14 protein-coding genes and 1 pseudogene are annotated in these 16,615 nt (G+C 67.8%); 10 read left to right on the top strand and 5 right to left on the bottom strand.

Going from position 1 to position 16,615, the window contains the following annotated elements:
- Positions 1–77 precede the first annotated feature (77 nt).
- From asnB to OOK40_RS20505, 5 genes are all read left to right on the top strand, one after another.
- On the top strand, positions 78–2,000 hold the full coding sequence (asnB, locus tag OOK40_RS20525) for an asparagine synthase (glutamine-hydrolyzing) (protein ID WP_266483734.1): 1,923 nt from the start codon (positions 78–80) through the stop codon (positions 1,998–2,000).
- Between the two features lie 13 nt (positions 2,001–2,013).
- The gene (locus tag OOK40_RS20520) at positions 2,014–3,309 is read left to right on the top strand and encodes a lipopolysaccharide biosynthesis protein (protein WP_266483729.1); all 1,296 of its coding nucleotides are present in this window, start codon (positions 2,014–2,016) and stop codon (positions 3,307–3,309) included.
- Positions 3,310–3,465: 156 nt separating this feature from the next.
- On the top strand, positions 3,466–4,656 hold the full coding sequence (locus OOK40_RS20515; protein ID WP_266483724.1) for a glycosyltransferase: 1,191 nt from the start codon (positions 3,466–3,468) through the stop codon (positions 4,654–4,656).
- Positions 4,657–5,003: 347 nt separating this feature from the next.
- Positions 5,004–6,212 (top strand): glycosyltransferase, encoded by a 1,209-nt coding sequence (locus OOK40_RS20510; protein WP_266483720.1) that lies wholly within the window; start codon positions 5,004–5,006, stop codon positions 6,210–6,212.
- Positions 6,176–7,186, top strand: a complete 1,011-nt coding sequence (locus OOK40_RS20505; protein ID WP_323136080.1) for an NAD-dependent epimerase/dehydratase family protein — start codon at positions 6,176–6,178, stop codon at positions 7,184–7,186. The genes OOK40_RS20510 and OOK40_RS20505 overlap by 37 nt, the downstream gene beginning before the upstream one ends.
- A gap of 62 nt (positions 7,187–7,248) precedes the next feature.
- Here OOK40_RS20505 and OOK40_RS20500 read toward each other — a convergent pair whose 3' ends face one another.
- The gene (locus tag OOK40_RS20500; RefSeq protein ID WP_266483714.1) at positions 7,249–8,271 is read right to left on the bottom strand and encodes an MraY family glycosyltransferase; all 1,023 of its coding nucleotides are present in this window, start codon (positions 8,269–8,271) and stop codon (positions 7,249–7,251) included.
- Positions 8,259–9,467 (bottom strand): NAD(P)-dependent oxidoreductase, encoded by a 1,209-nt coding sequence (locus OOK40_RS20495; protein ID WP_266483711.1) that lies wholly within the window; start codon positions 9,465–9,467, stop codon positions 8,259–8,261. The genes OOK40_RS20500 and OOK40_RS20495 overlap by 13 nt, the downstream gene beginning before the upstream one ends.
- A 115-nt stretch (positions 9,468–9,582) precedes the next feature.
- Here OOK40_RS20495 and OOK40_RS20490 point away from each other — a divergent pair, with 115 nt between their 5' ends.
- From OOK40_RS20490 to OOK40_RS20480, 3 genes are all read left to right on the top strand, one after another.
- Positions 9,583–10,851 (top strand): nucleotide sugar dehydrogenase, encoded by a 1,269-nt coding sequence (locus OOK40_RS20490; protein ID WP_266483707.1) that lies wholly within the window; start codon positions 9,583–9,585, stop codon positions 10,849–10,851.
- A 114-nt stretch (positions 10,852–10,965) separates the two neighbouring features.
- A complete protein-coding gene (locus OOK40_RS20485) occupies positions 10,966–12,453 on the top strand; it encodes a polysaccharide biosynthesis tyrosine autokinase (protein ID WP_266483703.1) in 1,488 nt (495 codons plus the stop codon).
- Between the two features lie 19 nt (positions 12,454–12,472).
- Positions 12,473–13,300, top strand: a complete 828-nt coding sequence (locus tag OOK40_RS20480) for a glutaminyl-peptide cyclotransferase (protein WP_266483701.1) — start codon at positions 12,473–12,475, stop codon at positions 13,298–13,300.
- A 21-nt stretch (positions 13,301–13,321) separates the two neighbouring features.
- Here OOK40_RS20480 and OOK40_RS20475 read toward each other — a convergent pair whose 3' ends face one another.
- Positions 13,322–14,737 (bottom strand): DNA-3-methyladenine glycosylase 2 family protein, encoded by a 1,416-nt coding sequence (locus OOK40_RS20475; protein ID WP_266483698.1) that lies wholly within the window; start codon positions 14,735–14,737, stop codon positions 13,322–13,324.
- A 302-nt stretch (positions 14,738–15,039) separates the two neighbouring features.
- Here OOK40_RS20475 and OOK40_RS20470 point away from each other — a divergent pair, with 302 nt between their 5' ends.
- Both OOK40_RS20470 and OOK40_RS20465 read left to right on the top strand, forming a co-directional pair.
- A complete protein-coding gene (locus OOK40_RS20470; protein ID WP_266483695.1) occupies positions 15,040–15,267 on the top strand; it encodes a hypothetical protein in 228 nt (75 codons plus the stop codon).
- Positions 15,268–15,376: 109 nt separating this feature from the next.
- The gene (locus OOK40_RS20465; protein WP_266483693.1) at positions 15,377–15,610 is read left to right on the top strand and encodes a hypothetical protein; all 234 of its coding nucleotides are present in this window, start codon (positions 15,377–15,379) and stop codon (positions 15,608–15,610) included.
- A gap of 144 nt (positions 15,611–15,754) precedes the next feature.
- Here OOK40_RS20465 and OOK40_RS20460 read toward each other — a convergent pair whose 3' ends face one another.
- A complete protein-coding gene (locus OOK40_RS20460) occupies positions 15,755–15,931 on the bottom strand; it encodes a CsbD family protein (RefSeq protein WP_266483690.1) in 177 nt (58 codons plus the stop codon).
- 136 nt (positions 15,932–16,067) lie between these two features.
- Positions 16,068–16,600 (bottom strand): annotated as a pseudogene (locus OOK40_RS20455) (type 1 glutamine amidotransferase domain-containing protein).
- Positions 16,601–16,615 lie beyond the last annotated feature (15 nt).

Here is a 16,615-nt window from a genome sequence, read left to right as displayed (position 1 = left end):
CGAGGCCCGACGAAATACCCACATATATGTGGTAGGTATCGGCATGCTTTGGCGGTCGGCCTGCGGTGGGAGCGTTTATGTGCGGTGTAGCTGGAATCGTGTCCACCAGCCCTCCCGATCCCGAACAGGTGCGGGCGATGTGCCGCCTCATCACCCATCGGGGGCCCGACGGAGAGGGCTACCACACCGACGCCAACGCAGCGCTAGGGATGCGGCGACTCGCCATCATCGACGTGGTCGGCGGAGGCCAGCCCGTTTACAACGAGGACCGCACGGTCGCGGCGATCTTCAACGGAGAGATCTACAACTTCGTCGAGCTGCGCGAGCAACTGATCGCGCGCGGGCACCGATTCGCCACCGACGGCGACACCGAGGTACTCGTCCACCTGTACGAGGAACACGGCGAGGACCTGGTCGAGCATCTGCGGGGGATGTTCGCCTTCGCGATCTGGGACGCGGCACGGCGCCGGCTGCTGATGGCACGGGACCGGGTGGGCAAGAAGCCGCTGTACTACCGGCAGTCCGGGACCTCACTGGCGTTCGCGTCGGAGCTGAAGGCCCTCATGGCCGATCCAGCGGTGTCCCGTGAGGTGGACCCGGTGGCTCTGCATCACTATCTGACCTACCAGTACGTGCCGGCACCCTGGTCCATCTACAACGGAGTCCGGAAGCTGTCCCCCGGACACCTGCTGATCTGGCAGGACGGGGAGGTGAGCCTGAAGCGCTACTGGAAGCTGGACTTCACGCCCCGGCCGGTGGGCTGCGAGCAGGATGCGGCACAGCAGGCAAGGGAATTGCTGCTGGATGCAACGCGGGTCCGGATGGTCAGCGAGCGTCCGCTGGGGGCGTTTCTTTCCGGCGGCATCGACTCCTCCGCGGTGGTGGCCGCAATGGCCAGGCTCAGTGACCGGCCCGTGAAAACGTTCTGCATCGGATTCGACGACCAGCGTTTCGACGAACGGTCGTACGCGGCGACCGTGGCTCGCCGCTACGGAACCGACCACCATGAGTTCGTGGTGGCGGGTTCGTCCGCGCTGGAAGTTCTGCCCACGGTGACGCGGCATTTCGACGAACCGTTCGCCGACTCCTCGGCCATCCCCTCTTTCTTCGTGGCCGAATTGAGCCGCCGACACGTGACGGTGGTGCTCAACGGCGACGGTGGGGACGAAAGCTTCGGAGGTTACCGGCGCTATGCGTACATGAACAGAGTGGGGCGTATGCAGCCGCCGAAACCTCTGCGGAGCATGCTCACCGGTATCGGTTCGGCGCTGATGCAGCGAACTGCCACACCCCAACTGCAGAGGGTCGGCAGAGGGTTGCGGCTGCTGAGTGAGACACCCCAGCACCGATATGCCACTCTCATGTCCCACTTCACCGGCGAGGCCAAGGACGCTCTGTACACCCGGGCGATGCACGAGCAGGTGGTCGGCGTCGACAGCAACGAGCTGATCAGCCAGGTGTTCGACGCCAGCCCTGCTGACGAGGACGTCAACCGGCTGATGGACGTCGACGTCAACACCTACTTGCCGGGCGACTTGCTGGTGAAGGTGGACATCACCACCATGGCCAATTCGCTCGAGGCCCGTTCTCCGTTCCTGGACCACCATCTGATGGAGTGGGCCGCGGGTCTGCCCGGCCGGTGGAAGGTCGACGGCCGGGTCACCAAGGCACTGCTGAAGAAGGCAATGACTCCGTGGCTGCCGCCTGAGCTGATCTCCCGGCCCAAGGCCGGCTTCGGCGTGCCGATGGCGGACTGGTTGCGCTGCGAACTGCGGCCACTTGCCTTCGATCTGCTCACCGACCACACCGCTCGCTCTCGCGGACTGTTCCGGCCCGAGGTCGTGCGACAACTGCTGCAGGACCATGTGGAGGGACGCGACCGCTCCACTCGGCTGTGGTCGCTACTGCAGTTCGAACTGTGGCACCGCACCTGCGCCGAGTCCTCCTGCGACACCTCGAGTGCCGCTCCCGAACCCGCCGCCCAGGGAAACTGTGGCTGACACCGCGCGACAAGTGCTCAGCATACTGGGCAGCCGGGCCGCGTGCCTGGTCCTGTCCGTGCTCACCAGCGCAGTCATCGCCCGGTCGCTGGAGCCGGAGGGCCGCGGGATCTACTACATGGCGGTCACCGTCGCCACGACCGCCACCATGCTGGGGCACCTGTCCGGCGAGCAGGCGCAGAGTGCGCTGTGGACGGACGCCGGGCGCCGCGAGGAACTCGCCGGCAACTGCGTGCCGCTCGCCCTCGTGCTCGGGACGCTCAGCGGGCTGGCGGGGACAGCCCTTGTGACCGTGATCGGACCCGAAACCCTGGACCTGCCGGGTGGGTACCTGGTGATGGTGTCCTGCCTGAGCGTTCCTCTCGGCATCGCGTCGAACTACGCCAGCAACATCGCGCTGTTGCAGGGCCGCGTCCAGGTGGCGAACTGGTCGATGCTGACCGCCGCGATCGGCCAATGTGCCGCTGTGGCCGTCCTGGCGGCCGGTGAGCGGTTGAACGTAGTGACGGGGCTGCTCGTCTGGGTGGCCACTGGGGCTGCCCCGCTGGTGGTGTTCACCGCCTTCGGGGTGACTGCGGGGCGCCGCCGGGACCTGGAACTGGCGCGCACGACGGTGGTCACCGGCGCCCGGTACCACCTCGGGCCCGCATCGGTGTTCCTTCTGATGAACGCGGACATCTACTTGCTCAGCGCCTTCGCCGGCGCGCGGGAGGTGGGCATCTATTCACTGGCTGTCGGCCTGGCCGGGTACAGCCGGTTGCTGGCGGATGTCGTCTCGCAGGTGATGCTCAAACGACAGTTCACCGCCAGCGACACCGAATCCGCTGATGTCACCGTACGGATCACCCGGTACGCGGTTCTGCTGGCACTGGCCTCGGCGCTGGTGCTGACGCTGTCCGCACCAGTGCTGGTCTCCGTCGTATACGGCGCGGCGTACGCGGATGCGGTACCGCTCGTGATGCTGCTGGCGCCCGGAGTGATGGCGCTGGGCGCAACCCGGCTCCCGAGCGCCTACCTGCTGCGGTTGCGCCGGGCGAAGCTCGTCGTCGTGCCGTCCGTGATCGCCCTGGTGGTGAACATCGTTCTGAACCTGCTGCTGATTCCTGTGTGGGGCGCTGTCGGCTGCGCACTGGCCTCGTCGCTGGCCTACGTACTCTTGGCCGCCTTCCAGACGCGCCTGTTCACCAGGGTGACAGGCATCCGGGCCAGGAACCTTCTCCCTGTGACCGCGGACCTGCTCACACTCATCGCCACAGCTCGTCGATGCGTGCCGGGCAAGCATGCCGCGGCGTCCCTGCCGCCCGGGTAGCCACCCGCCCTCGGTCTGCTGACTGCCATCGGCGGCCCATCACCCGGACGACCGTGCGTCGCGATGGATATCGACGCAAATGGTACTGAGAGCCTGAACCACAAGGAAAGCACGCTACTGCCGTGACGAACTGCCGGCTGGATGGAGCTGATACCAGTGACTGGATGCCGCGAGACCGGCGCCGTACCGATCCCCGGGAGCACCGCCGACGAGGTCGAGCTGTCCCGGGTGTGCCTGATGATCGGTCAATTGGGACTAGGAGGTGCGGAGAAGCAGGTGGCGATGCTGGCCCGCGGCCTCGTGGCCCGGGGCATTGAGACCACGTTGTTCCTGCTCTCCGACCGAGGACCGCGTATCGCAGAGCTGTCCGGTTCCGGTGTGAAGGTGATCGGCCTCGGATGCCGGGGAATCTCCCGGCCGTGGGTCGATCTCGAGGGCGCCGTGAAGGGCACCATCGCCGACGTGAAGGCATACGCGCGGCTCGTGGCTCACCTGCGCCGCGCGCGACCACAAGTCCTGCACGCCTACTTGTTCCACTGCTACATCGCGGCAGCTCCCGCGGCCCGCCTGGCGCGTGTTCCCGTGTGCGTGGCCGGGCGGCGCAGTCTGGGCACGTTCAAGGAGGGGCGCCGCGTGCAGCTGGCCGTGGAGCGGGTGGCCACTGGTATGACCGACTTCGTTGTGGCGAATGCGCATGCCGTCGCCGAGGACGCCCTGCGTCAGGAAGGTCTGCCGCAGGACAAGATCGCCGTCATTTACAACGGCATGGAGGCGCAGGATTTCCGGGCGGTCGCACCGGCTCACCTGACCACAGACCTGCCCGTGGTGCTGTGCGTCGCCAACCTGCGTACGTACAAGGGCCACCAGTATCTGCTGGACGCCGTCTGCCGGTTGCAGCAGCGGGGGCAGCGCTGCACACTCGTCTTGATCGGCGAGGGTCCGCAGCGGCCTGATCTGGAACAACAGGCGGAGCGGCTGGGCATCGACGTACGCTTTCTGGGCCATCGCACTGATGTGGCCGCATTCCTCGCCCGCGCGGACGTCGTCGTACTGCCTTCCCTGGAGGAGGGCTTGAGCAACGCGGTCATGGAGGCCATGGCGGTCGGCCGGCCGGTGGTGGCCACCGCCGTCGGTGGAACACCTGAACTGCTGCGCGACCGTGGGGTACTGGTACCGCCGGCTGACGCCGAAGCTCTGGCGGAGGGCCTGCACTGGCTGCTCACGGATCACACCGCCGCCGCACGACTGGGCAAGGCCGCCCGGGTATGGGCTCTTGAGCACCTGAGTGCGGACACCATGGTGGAGCGGCACATCAGCCTTTACCGGAAACTGCTGGGGCGCCGATAACACCTCCACCGGAAACGGCGGGCGCCGCCCGCGCCTGGCCGTTCGGAACCAGCGCGGGCGAGGGGCCAGCGAGAAGAGCCCGCTGCTGCGGGCATGTACCGCAGGCGCCGGCGCCACCCCCTTGCGCTCGACCCGAGGAGAAACGCGCGTACTGACGCGGTATATCAGACGCCAGTCGAGAAGGGCGAGCGACGCTGCGGCGACGGAGACGAGAATCGACCGAATAGCGGGCTTCCAGCGAACTCCTTGGCCTGTCGAAATATTTCCGAGAGGTTTACCCAAAGCGACGGAAACACAATTCGCGCCCTTGCCGGATACCGGACTGCGCTCGGCTTAATATCGGGCACATGTCGACCACCACGCACCGAAGCACGGGTTCCGGCATTCCACGCCTGCGCGTGATGAGAGTCATCACGCGAATGAACGTCGGTGGTCCGGCAGTTCAGGTCTCGGCCCTCATGCGAGGCCTGGATCCCGACCGATTCGACCATCTTCTGATCACCGGTCAGGTGGGTTCGGGTGAGGCGGACTATCTGGATCAGCGAGCGGCCGACCTGCCGGTCCATCGGCTCGAATGGCTGGGACGGTCCGTGCGGCCTACCGACGACGTGCGCTGCGTTGTCGAACTGGCCAGAGCCATGCGTCGATTCCGGCCCCATATCGTCCACACGCACACTGCGAAGGCGGGCGCGCTGGGGCGGGCGGCTGCCGTTCTGGCGCGTGTCCCCTCAAGGGTGCACACCTTTCACGGCCATCTCCTGCATGGTTATTTCTCTCCGGCAAAGACTCGGGTCCTGGTGCAGACCGAGCGCAGTCTGGCAGCCCTCACTGATCGGTTGGTCGCCGTGGGCAGTCGGGTGCGGGACGACCTCGTCGCCGCCGGCATTGGAAAGGCGAGCCAATACACGGTCACGCCGCCCGGCACCAGGCTTGCAACCGCACCAGAGCCAGCCGAAGCCCGGCGACTGCTCGGTCTCCCGCAGGACTGCCCCGTGGTCGCCTACGTAGGGCGAATTACCGGCATCAAGCGGCCCGATCGCTTTCTGGCCGTGGCCCGCGAAGTACGACGCGCCGTTCCCGCAGCGCATTTCGTGGTGTGCGGAGAAGGTGACTTCGAGCCGGATCCGGAGGCGGTTGCCGATCTCGGTGACTCGCTCCACCGGCTGGGCTGGCGCGCCGATGTGGAGACCGTCTACGCGGCCGCCGACCTGGTGTTGCTCACCTCGGACAACGAAGGCATGCCCGTCAGCCTGATCGAGGCCGGGCTGGCGGGGCTGCCCGTGGTGGCCACGAACGTCGGCAGCGTCGCGGAGGTCGTGCAGGACGGCACGACGGGACTCCTGGCACAGCCGTCGTCCACCGAACTCGCCCGGCACACGGTGACGCTTCTGCGCGACGGACAACTGCGCCAGGAGATGGGGGCACGGGCACAAACGTTCACCACCCAGCACTTCGGCGCGGAACGTCTGGTGGCCGACACGCAGGCTCTCTACACCTCCATCGCGGTTGCCCGCGGCTGGTGGACCACATCCCCGTTCGAAAGGTCAGCACTGTGAACGTCCTAGTCACCGGAGGTGCCGGATTCATCGGTGCCAACCTCTGCCGAGAGCTCGCATCACGTCCGACCGTGAGCAAGGTCCTCGCTCTGGATGACCTGAGCACAGGATTCGCAGCCAACCTGGCGGGAGTCGACGCGGAGCTGATCGAGGGCAGCATTCTCGACCCCGAACTCCTCGACGACATCGTGTCGGGAGTGGATGCTGTCGTTCACCTTGCTGCCCGCCCGTCCGTACCGCGGTCTCTGGCGGACCCCGTCGCCAGTCACAACGTCAACGCGAACGGGACGGTGTACGTCCTCGAGGCCTGCCGACGCCATCGCGTCCCCGTGGTCGCCGCCTCGTCCTCCTCGGTCTATGGAGCCGTCCCTGTGCTTCCCAAGCACGAGGAGCTGCCCACGCGGCCCATGAGCCCCTACGCCGCGAGCAAGCTCGCCACCGAGTCGTACGTCCTTGCCTACGGGGCTTCTTTCGGCCTCCCGGTCCTGGCGTTCCGGTTCTTCAATGTCTACGGGCCGTTGCAGGCGGCGGGCCACGCCTACGCCGCCGTCGTACCGGCCTTCATCGATGCCCTGCTGCGCGGCACGCCGGTGAGAATCTTCGGCGACGGACTGCAGACGCGGGACTTCACCTACATCGGAACCGTCGTCAGGGTGCTGGCCGACGCTGTCTTGCGCAAGGTCACCTGCCCCGGTCCGGTCAACCTGGCCTTCGGTACGCGGGTGCCGGTCATCGACCTGACCCGGCAGCTCGCGGACATCATCGGGTCTCCGCCCGACATCCGGCACGAGGCGGCGAGGCCGGGAGACGTCCGTCACTCCCAGGCCTCGGGCGGCCTCCTGCGCGAACTCTTCCCGGATGTCGCCCAAGTGCCGCTGGAGCAGGGGCTGGCCGAGACCGTGCGCTGGTTCCGTACCCTGCCCGAGTACGAGGGGGCGGTACCTGCCGAGCGCCTCACGGTGGAAGTGGGCTGACCACAGCACTGAGGGGAGCCCCGGCGATGCGCCGGGGCTCCCCTCACCTCTGTCCGCGCCCTCTACGTGTACACAGGGACTCTCAGCAGCAGACCCCACGCCAGCGCGGTCACCGCGGTCACCACGACCACCGCGGCCAGCACCGCGCTCTGCGGGAACACCCTGAACATGACGAGCACCGCCGTCAGACACGACATGGCCGCGAAACCGCCGATGACAACGGTCACCTGGCGGACGGTCAGCCCAAGGCTGCGCAGCCGGTGGGCGATGTGGTCCCTGCCGCCCTGCAGCAGAGGCCTGCCCTCCCTGCGGCGGGCGACCATGACCAGGCCGGTGTCCGCGGTGACCACCAGAGTGATGAGCAACAGGCTGGTGTACCCGGAAAGGGCGGCGGTGTCCCGGTGCAGGGTCACCGTGGCGGACGACACCAGAAAGCCCACGAAGAGCGAGCCCGCGTCACCGAGAAAGATCCGCGCGGGATGCCAGTTGTGGAAGAGGAAGCCCGCGCTGGCTCCGGCGAGGGCAGCCATGACCGGGGCAAGGCCGGCCAGTCCGACGGAGAGGGCGGCACAGCACAGGAATCCCGCGGTGACGGTGGTCACGGTGGACACCACGCCGTCCATGTTGTCCAGCAGGTTGAACGCGTTGGTGGTGAAGAGGATCCACCCGACAGCGACCACAACGTCGAACCATGAACCGAAGAGAACGGGATGGCCGCACCACAGCACCACCGCCAGGGCTGCCGCGGCCTCGACACACAGACGCAGACGAATGCTGAGCGGACGCAGATCGTCGCCGAGGCCCAGCACTGCGATGAGCGAGGCGCTTGCGAGCAGGACGAGGACTGTGGTGTCGGTCCCCGTCACGACGGCTGTCGCCGCACACGCCGAGCCGATCGTGGCGATCGCGACCGCGATGCCGCCGAGATAGGGAGTGGGACGGACATGGACTTTGCGTGCGCTCGGCCGGTCGGTGTAACCGCGCCGCAGGGCCAGGCGTCGCAGGGGCTCGGTCAGCAGGGCGGCGATGAAGAGTGCCCCCACGCCTGCGACCGCCGACACGAGCCACGGACTCAGACCGGACATGGACCCACCAGCGCCGTCCGGCTCTTGGGGTCGCCTGTTCCTCCCTTCGCCGAGCTGTCGGCGGCCCCGAGTGCCTGCCTCCTCACGTCGCTCCGGGCGTCTTCGACGGCATCGACCAAAACGTCGTCGAGGTTCCGACGCGGCTTCCAGCCGGTGAAGTTCCTCAGTTTCGTGGTGTCGGGGACCCTGCGCTCCATGTCCTCGAACTCCGGTCCGTAGACCTCGCTGTACGAGAGCCGGCGCACCGTCGAACTGCTCTTGGCGCACGCGATGATCCGCCGCGCCAGATCCAGAACGCTGATCTCCTCGTCGCTCCCGATGTTGAAGGTCTGGCCCACCGCCTCCGGACGGTCGATCAGCAACAAGAGCGCTTGGACCACATCTGCGACATGGAGGAAGCAGCGGCTCTGCTGTCCGGTGCCGTAGACGGTGAGGGGTTCACCCTTCACTGCCTGACGGGCGAATCTCGGGATGACCATGCCGTAGGCGGCGCTCTGTCGAGGGCCGACGGTGTTGAAGAACCGCACGATGGTGGACCGCAGTCCGTACTCCCGGCGGTAGAGCTCGGCAAGGATCTCATCGACCGCCTTGGCCGTGCTGTAGGACCACCGGGGGACGGAGGTGCTGCCGAGGACACGGTCGGATGTCTCGCTCAGCGGTCCGGACGAGTTCTTGCCGTAGATCTCCGACGTGCTGGCAATGATGACTCTCCGGCCATGGCGGTGAGCGGAACTGAGCACCGTTTCAGTGCCCTTGGTGTTGATGGTGAAGGAATTCAGTGGCTGTTCCACGATGAGTTTCACACCTACGGCCGCCGCCAGATGCACCACGACATCGCATTCACTGACCAGCTTGTCGACGAGCGATGTATCCAGTACGGAACCGTGGACGAACTGGAAGTGACCCTGCTCGCGCGCTCGTGCAAGGTTCACCAGGCTTCCCGTACTGATGTCGTCGAGTGCGACGACCGGCTCACCACGCGCCAGAAGTGCATCGACGAGATGGGAGCCGATGAAGCCGGCTCCTCCGGTGACCAGGTATTTCGGACGTTCCATCACGCCGTCACTCCATGTCTGCGGGTGGGCGTTGCCGGGGGCAAGTGCCCAGCAACGCACGGAAACCATAGCCAGGGATGACGCAAAAAGAATGAATTGAATCCCGCCCTTAGACCATTCGCACTCCTTGGCTGCCGACATGCCCCCATTCGCCTGGCGAGTGTTCACTCGGGAGACGGACAGAAAGCCGCGTCGGGCGAGCACCGGGCATATCCCAACGAAACATTCTGCATGGCCAGCAGAGAGGAGTCCGATCATGTCGGAGGCAACAAAGAAGGTAGTGGTGGTCGGCCAGGGGTACGTGGGCCTTCCACTTGCCGTTCGCGCAGTGGAGGCGGGGCGCAACGTCGTTGGTCTCGATGTGGACGAGATGCGCGTCAAGCGTCTGGCCGGCGGCGAGTCGTTCGCCGAGGACGTGACGTCGCCCCGCCTGCTGGCTGCCCTCAACTCGGGCCGCTATGTCCTGAGTACCGACTACGCGGACGCGGCGGACTTCGATGTCTGCGTCATCACGGTGCCCACGCCTCTGAAGGAGGGCGCCCCCGACCTGAGTTTCGTGGAGAGCGCCGCGCGGGAAATCGCCCTGCACCTTCGGCCGAACGCCACGGTGATCCTGGAGTCGACCACGTACCCCTGCACGACCGAGCACGTGGTGTGCCCGATCCTGGAGGCGGGCAGCGGGCTTCAGGCGGGCAAGGACTTCTTCCTCGGATACAGCCCGGAAAGAATCGACCCGGGAAACCCGACCTGGCGGCTGGAGAACACCCCGAAGGTCGTCTCCGGTATGGACGAGGACTCCCTGCGACATGTGGAGCTCTTCTACGAAGACATCGTGGACCGTACCGTCCCGGTCAGCTCACCCCGCACGGCCGAGCTGACCAAGCTCCTGGAGAACACGTTCCGCCATGTCAACATCGCCCTCGTCAACGAGCTGGCGATGTTCTGCAAACCGCTCGGCATCGACATCTGGGAAGTGATCGACGCCGCGTCGACCAAGCCCTTCGGCTACATGCGCTTTCTGCCCGGGCCCGGCGTCGGCGGACATTGCCTGCCCATTGACCCGTCCTACCTCTCGTGGCAGGTCAAGCAGAGGCTGCGGCACGACTTCCGCTTCGTGGCATTGGCCAACGACATCAACAGCCATATGCCCGACCATGTGGTGCTGCGGGTGGCCAGAGGGCTCAACGCCCGGCGTAAGCCGGTCAACGGCAGCCAGGTTCTGGTCCTCGGGCTCGCTTACAAGAGGAACACCGGCGACATCCGGGAGTCCCCTTCGGTCGCGGTGGCTCTCGGACTCCAGCACATGGGCGCTCACGTCCTCGCCGTGGAACCGCATGTCGACCCTCGTCAGCTGCCCGACGACATTCTGTGCGTCGACCTCACGGAGGAACAAGTCGCGGCTGCCGACGCCGTGGTCATTGCCACCGACCACGACTCCTTCGACTACGCAATGGTGGAGCGTGTCGCCGACTACGTATTCGACGCCTGCAATCGGTGCCGCGTGGAAACAGTTGAGCGTCTCTGAAAGGACGCCGGTGCACTCCATTGGGGTACGAAAGGTCGAGTGCACATGCCATGCGCCCCAAATCCCTGAGCCTGCTCCTAGGCTGACTGCTCACTCACTGCCTCCGACTGGGGAATGGCCTTGGATCTGCGCGACTACCTACGTGTCCTTTCCCGTCGTTGGCACGTCATCGCCCTCGTGACTGTGCTGGGGACGGTGGCGGGCGTCCTGGCGAGTGTCCTCGTCACTCCGGAATACCGGGCGACGACCACGCTCTTCGTGTCCCTCCAGGCCGACACCAACACCTCCCAGCTCAACGAGGGCAACTCGTTCGCCCAGGCCAGAGTCCAGTCCTACGCCGACGTGGCGGAGAGCCCCGCGGTGACCGGACCGGTCGTGAAATCCCTCGGGCTCACGATGACGTCGGCCCAGCTGGCTGACAGGGTCGAGGCCGAAGCGCCGCTCAACACCGTTCTGGTCCGCCTGACCGTCACCGACACCGGTGCGGAACAAGCCGCCCTGATCAGCAACGCGGTCGCTCGGCGCTTTGCCGACGTGATCAGGAAGCTGGAGCGTCCCGAGTCGAGCAAGCTCCCCTCCCCGGTACGGCTCACCGTGACGCACCCCGCCGACGTGCCGACCGCGCCCTCGTCCCCGAACACCGCGGTCAACGTTGCCCTGGGTCTGGCGGTGGGCCTGCTGCTCGGGCTTGGGCTGGGTGTGGCGCTGGAGACGGTGGACACGTCGATGCGTGACTCCAAAGCCCTCGCCGAATGCCTGGCAGCCGCCGGGGGGCCCGCCGTACTGTCCAGCATCGTTCAGGACCCGCGAGCCGCACGGCAACCGGTCTCCCTGCGCGACGACATGCACAGTCCGCGTGCCGAGGGCTTCCGGAAGCTTCGTGTCAACCTGCAGTTCGCGGAGGTGGACCAGCGGCCGAAGGTGATCGCCGTCACCAGCCCGCTGCCACGTGAGGGCAAGAGCAGCGTGTCGGTCAACCTGGCCGCCACACTGGCCGAAGAAGGGGCAAAGGTATGCCTGATCGACTGCGACCTGCGCCGGCCTTCGATTGCTCCGGCCCTCGGCCTGGTCAGGGACGCCGGGCTCACCACCGCTCTGGTGGGCCAGGCCGAACTGCATGAGGTACTCCAGTCGGCCGGTACCTTCTCGGTGCTCGCCAGCGGGAGGATCCCTCCCAACCCGACTCAGCTCCTGGGCAGCACCTACTTCGCCTCCCTGCTGCGCACTCTTGCCGAGCAGTTCGACCATGTCGTGGTGGACACGGCCCCGGTGCTCCCCTTCGCCGACACCACAGCGATGGCACCCGCCATCGACGGCTACCTGCTCGTGGCGCGCGCCGGGCGGACGAGCCGGAGCCAGGTCATCGACGCCCTGCGCATTCTCGAACGCGTCAACGTCCCTGTGCTGGGAGCCGTGTTGAACGCGGCTCCGGTACGCGGAGAGGGCGACGCACACGCCTATGCGTACAGCTACCGGCCGAAGCAGGACACGACAGCCCGGCTCACCGCGCTCGTGTCGTCGCGCTTGGCGGCAGTGGTCCCCGGCCGACGGCCGGCCGACAAGCAGCACGGAGCGCGGGTGCCGTCCAAGACACGATCGTAGAACCGGGCAACGTGAGGTCATGCGTGCTGCACTGACGGTCCCCGTCGTGGTCGTGGCCCTGGTCGGTGGACTGCTGGCCACGTCGTGTGGGACGGGGGGCGGAGCCGGGGAGACCGGCCGCGGCCCAGCGGTGCGGGCCGCGACAGGGATCGAGCAATTGCGGGCCGAGGTCGTCGGAACCCTGCCCCATGACCCGAAGGCCTTCACCCAGGGCCTGGAGATGACCGAAGACGGCACGCTGTACGAGAGCACGGGCGTGGTCGGACAGTCCTCGGTCCGGGCGGGCCCGCTCGACGGATTTCCGGCAGTCCGCGCCGAGTTGGCCCGGCCGTTGTTCGGCGAGGGGATCACCGTCATAGGACCCACTCTGTGGCAGCTCACCTGGCGGAACGGCCTGGCCCTCGAACGGGACGCGCGAACGCTGGCCGAGCTGCGCCGGGTCCCGTACGGGGACGAGGGCTGGGGCCTGTGCCACCAGCGGCATCGCGACCGGCTGGTGACGAGCAACGGCTCCTCCCGGCTCTCCTTCCGGGACCCCCGGACACTCCTGAAAACAGGGGAGGTTGCCGTCACCGCCGGTGGGCGCCCCGTGAGCCGGCTGAATGAGCTCGAATGCGTCGGTGACCTCGTGTACGCCAACGTCTGGCGATCGGACCGGATCATGCGCATCGACGGGAAAACCGGCACGGTCACCGGGGAAATCGACGCCGCGGGGCTGCTCACGCCACAGGAGGCTGCCCGAGCGGACGTCCTGAACGGCATCGCGGCCGTTCCCGGGACCCGCCAGTTCCTGCTCACCGGCAAGTGGTGGCCCAAGTTGTTCCGAGTCGCCTTCGTTCCCCGGTGACCCACACCGTCGGCCGGTGGATCAGCTTCCGGACGCCCTGGCCCACAGATGGTGCATCGCGTACGACCTCCACGGCCGCCACCTCTCCCCATCCCCCGTCTGCGCTCGCACCGTCACGTCGTCCGGCAGCAGGACGTCGGGGTCGCCGAGCGCCCGCATCCGGATGTAGCCCGCCGTCCGGCGGTCGATGCCCGGCAGCGTGAGCAGCTGCTGTTCTGCCTCGTCCCGGTCAGCCCCCGGGTCGAGGATCAGCGAGCCGTCTGCGAGCGCGGTCGCCAGGGTGCGCAGCGCGCGGGGCTCCGCAGCCGCCAAGTCCTCGGCGCGCGGGAAGAGATGTGTCAGCCCGCCGCTCGGCTCGGGCAGCTTCTGCCCGTACGCCGCGACGATCTCGTCGCAGAGCGCCCGCCGGCCCAGCACGGCCCGTACCGCGAGCTCGTGGGGATCGGCCGTGCCCGGCGCGCGCAGACCGGGGCGGGCCGCGACCAGGGGAGCCAGAGCCGGGTCTGCGCCGATGCGTTCGGCGACAGCGCAGGGGTCGGCGTCGAGGTCGAACAGGCGGCGCATCCGCTGGATGGCGGTCGTCAGGTCCCGCAGGTCCGTGAGGTGCAGTCGGCACTCCAACCAGCCCCCCGCGCCCGGCTGTTCGGCGACCTCGGCCACGCCGGATCCGCCGGGCAGCCGCAGAGTGCGCCTGTAGGTCCGGGAACCGCGCTCGCCGACGATCTCCTCGATGCCGGTGACGGCACGCGCGGTGAGGTGGTCGAAGACCTCCGCCGAGGCGTACGGGCCGCGGTAGGCAAGCCGCAGTGGCACCCCGGAGGCGCCGTTGGCCGGGGCGACCGGGCCGAAGCGCGAGCCGCGCCCTGGCCGGGCCGAGCGCAGTTCGCTGGGGGTGGCCGCGTAGATCTCGCGGATGGTGTCGTTGAACTGCCGCACGCTCGCGAAACCCGAGGCGAAAGCGATCTCCGCCGCCTGCAGGGTGGTCGTCTGCAGCAGTACGCGTGCGGTGTGTCCGCGCTGGGCGCGGGCGAGGGCGATGGGGCCGGCGCCGAGCTCGGCGTTCAGCTGCCGCTGGACCTGGCGGGCGCTGTAGCCCAGCCGGTCGGCGAGGCCCGCGACGCCCTCGCGGTCCACGATGCCGTCGCCGATCAGCCGCATGGCCCGGCCGACGACATCGGCGCGGGCGTTCCACTCGGCGGAGCCCGGCACCGCGTCGGGGCGACAGCGGCGGCAGGCCCGGAATCCCGCGCCCTGGGCGGCGGCGGCCGTCCGGTAGAAGGACACGTTCTGGCGCTTGGGCGTGATCGCGGGACAGCTGGGGCGGCAGTAGATCCCGGTGGTGGCCACGGCGAAGAAGAACATCCCGTCGAACCGGGCGTCCCGGCTGCTCACCGCCTCGTACCTGCTGTCCTCAATCCTGCTGTCCTCGATCGTCATACGACCAGTATGGGCACCGCCCGGGGGCCGGGGCTGGCGGAAATCGGACATGGCGTTCGACGTGGAGACGCGCGGCGCACGGCCACCGAGAAGTTGCCCTCCGGCCTCGAACAGGTCCGTCGCGGGGCGCGGTTCATCACCGGACGCCGCGTCGGGACACTCGTCGTTCACGGCACCGACGACGCCTCCAACCCGACGGCGAACGCACCGCTGATCACGGGGGCGTTCCGGCCGCCCCCGCGGTGCGCGAGGATGCAGGGTGTCCGGATGCCGCCGGGCCATGATGGACGGACGCTGGAGACATGGCTGTGCACCCACCGATCGTTGTACACCGGATCTCCCCGTCGGGTGGCCGCCGAGTCACCGTGCGGGATCAGATCATGGGGCTCGCCCACTCCGACGACCAGTTGCTGGAATTCCTCCGCCGGGCCGGGCTGCCCGACGCGGACAATCTGCTCGACGACCCGACCTGGATCGAGTGGGTGGGCGACCGGCCCCATGAGTACGACCCCCTGGAACTCATGCCCTGAACTGCCCCCGCCCTGCGGCAGGACCCGGGCGAACCCGTTGCCCGGCAGGCATTGTCAGTGCCTCGCGAGATGCTTGACGGTCCGACACCTTTCCAAGGGGGCAACCGACATGACCGACTCCGAGCTCGCCGCGGCACAGGCGTACCTACGACTGCTGCAGACCACCCGGGCCGTCCTCTCCGAAACGGAACGGCCGCTGCTCCATCTGCCGCTGCTCACCGCGCCGATCGCCGAGGCGGACGAGGCGCTGCGCGCTCTCGGCATGGCGGGCAACGAGGCCGACTTCTTCCGTCTGGTGTCCAGGCTCCAACCCGCGCTGCGCGAGGACAGGCGGGTTTCCTGAGTGCGGGGCGCCGGTTGAACTGACAACTATCCGCTTTCCGGCGTACCCACCGCCGCCCTACGCCCTGGTCACGCGAGTCGTGGCCGGACAGCGGGCCGCCCCGGGACCGTAGCCCCGGGGCAGCCCGTCCACCTGGCCGGAGACTTACCGTCCGCCCGGCCTCCTCGCCTGGTCGGCGGCCTTCCGCACGGCCTCCTGGGGCGAGCCGGGGATCTGCTCGCCCCGGCCCTCCGCCTGCATGCCCCGGTCGCCCATGGCCTTGCCCGCGGATTCCTTCATCCGACCCTTGACCTGCTTGCCCTTGGCCTTTGCCTTACCCATGACGTGTCCTTTCGGGTTTCTCGGGTGTGGGGTGAAACGCCGTAACCACACTGCGCCCATCGCTCAAAGTACGCAACTGAACACATACCGTGACAATTTGGTGGATCTTGCTCGACCTACGACGCGCTCCAAGGGCTCAGCCGCCGAATTCCGGCAGAAACGTCGAGCAGAACGCCTTCAGATCGGCCGGTCTACGGCTCGTGATCAGCGTTGCCGGGGCGGCGCGGCAGACCGCGACCTCCTCGTCGACCCAGGTCCCGCCCGCGTTGCGGATATCGGTTCGCAGGCTGGGCCAGGAGGTCAGGGTCCGACGGCGGACCACGTCCGCCTCCACCAGCGTCCACGGGGCGTGACAGATGGCGGCCACCGGCTTGGCGAGGCCGAAGAAGCGTTTGACGAACGCGACGGCCGCTTCGTCCATGCGCAGTGCGTCCGGATTGGCGACGCCTCCCGGGAGCACCAGCCCGTTGTAGACCGCGGCATCACTCTCGGCGACCGTCCGGTCGACGGCAAAGGTGTCGGCCTTGTCGAGGTAACGGAAGGCCTGCACACGGCCGGGCTTCGTCGATAGCAGTTCCGGCTCTCCACCGGCGTCGACGACGGCCTGCCACGGCTCGGTCAGCTCGATCTGTTCGACCCCTTGGGGGCCATGAGGAACGCCACTCTCATGGGGCTCACGTCCTT

Origin of the sequence: Streptomyces sp. NBC_01481 (genome assembly GCF_026339995.1) — a bacterium.
Lineage (GTDB): Bacteria > Actinomycetota > Actinomycetes > Streptomycetales > Streptomycetaceae > Streptomyces.
This window is presented reverse-complemented; position numbering and strand designations above follow the sequence as displayed.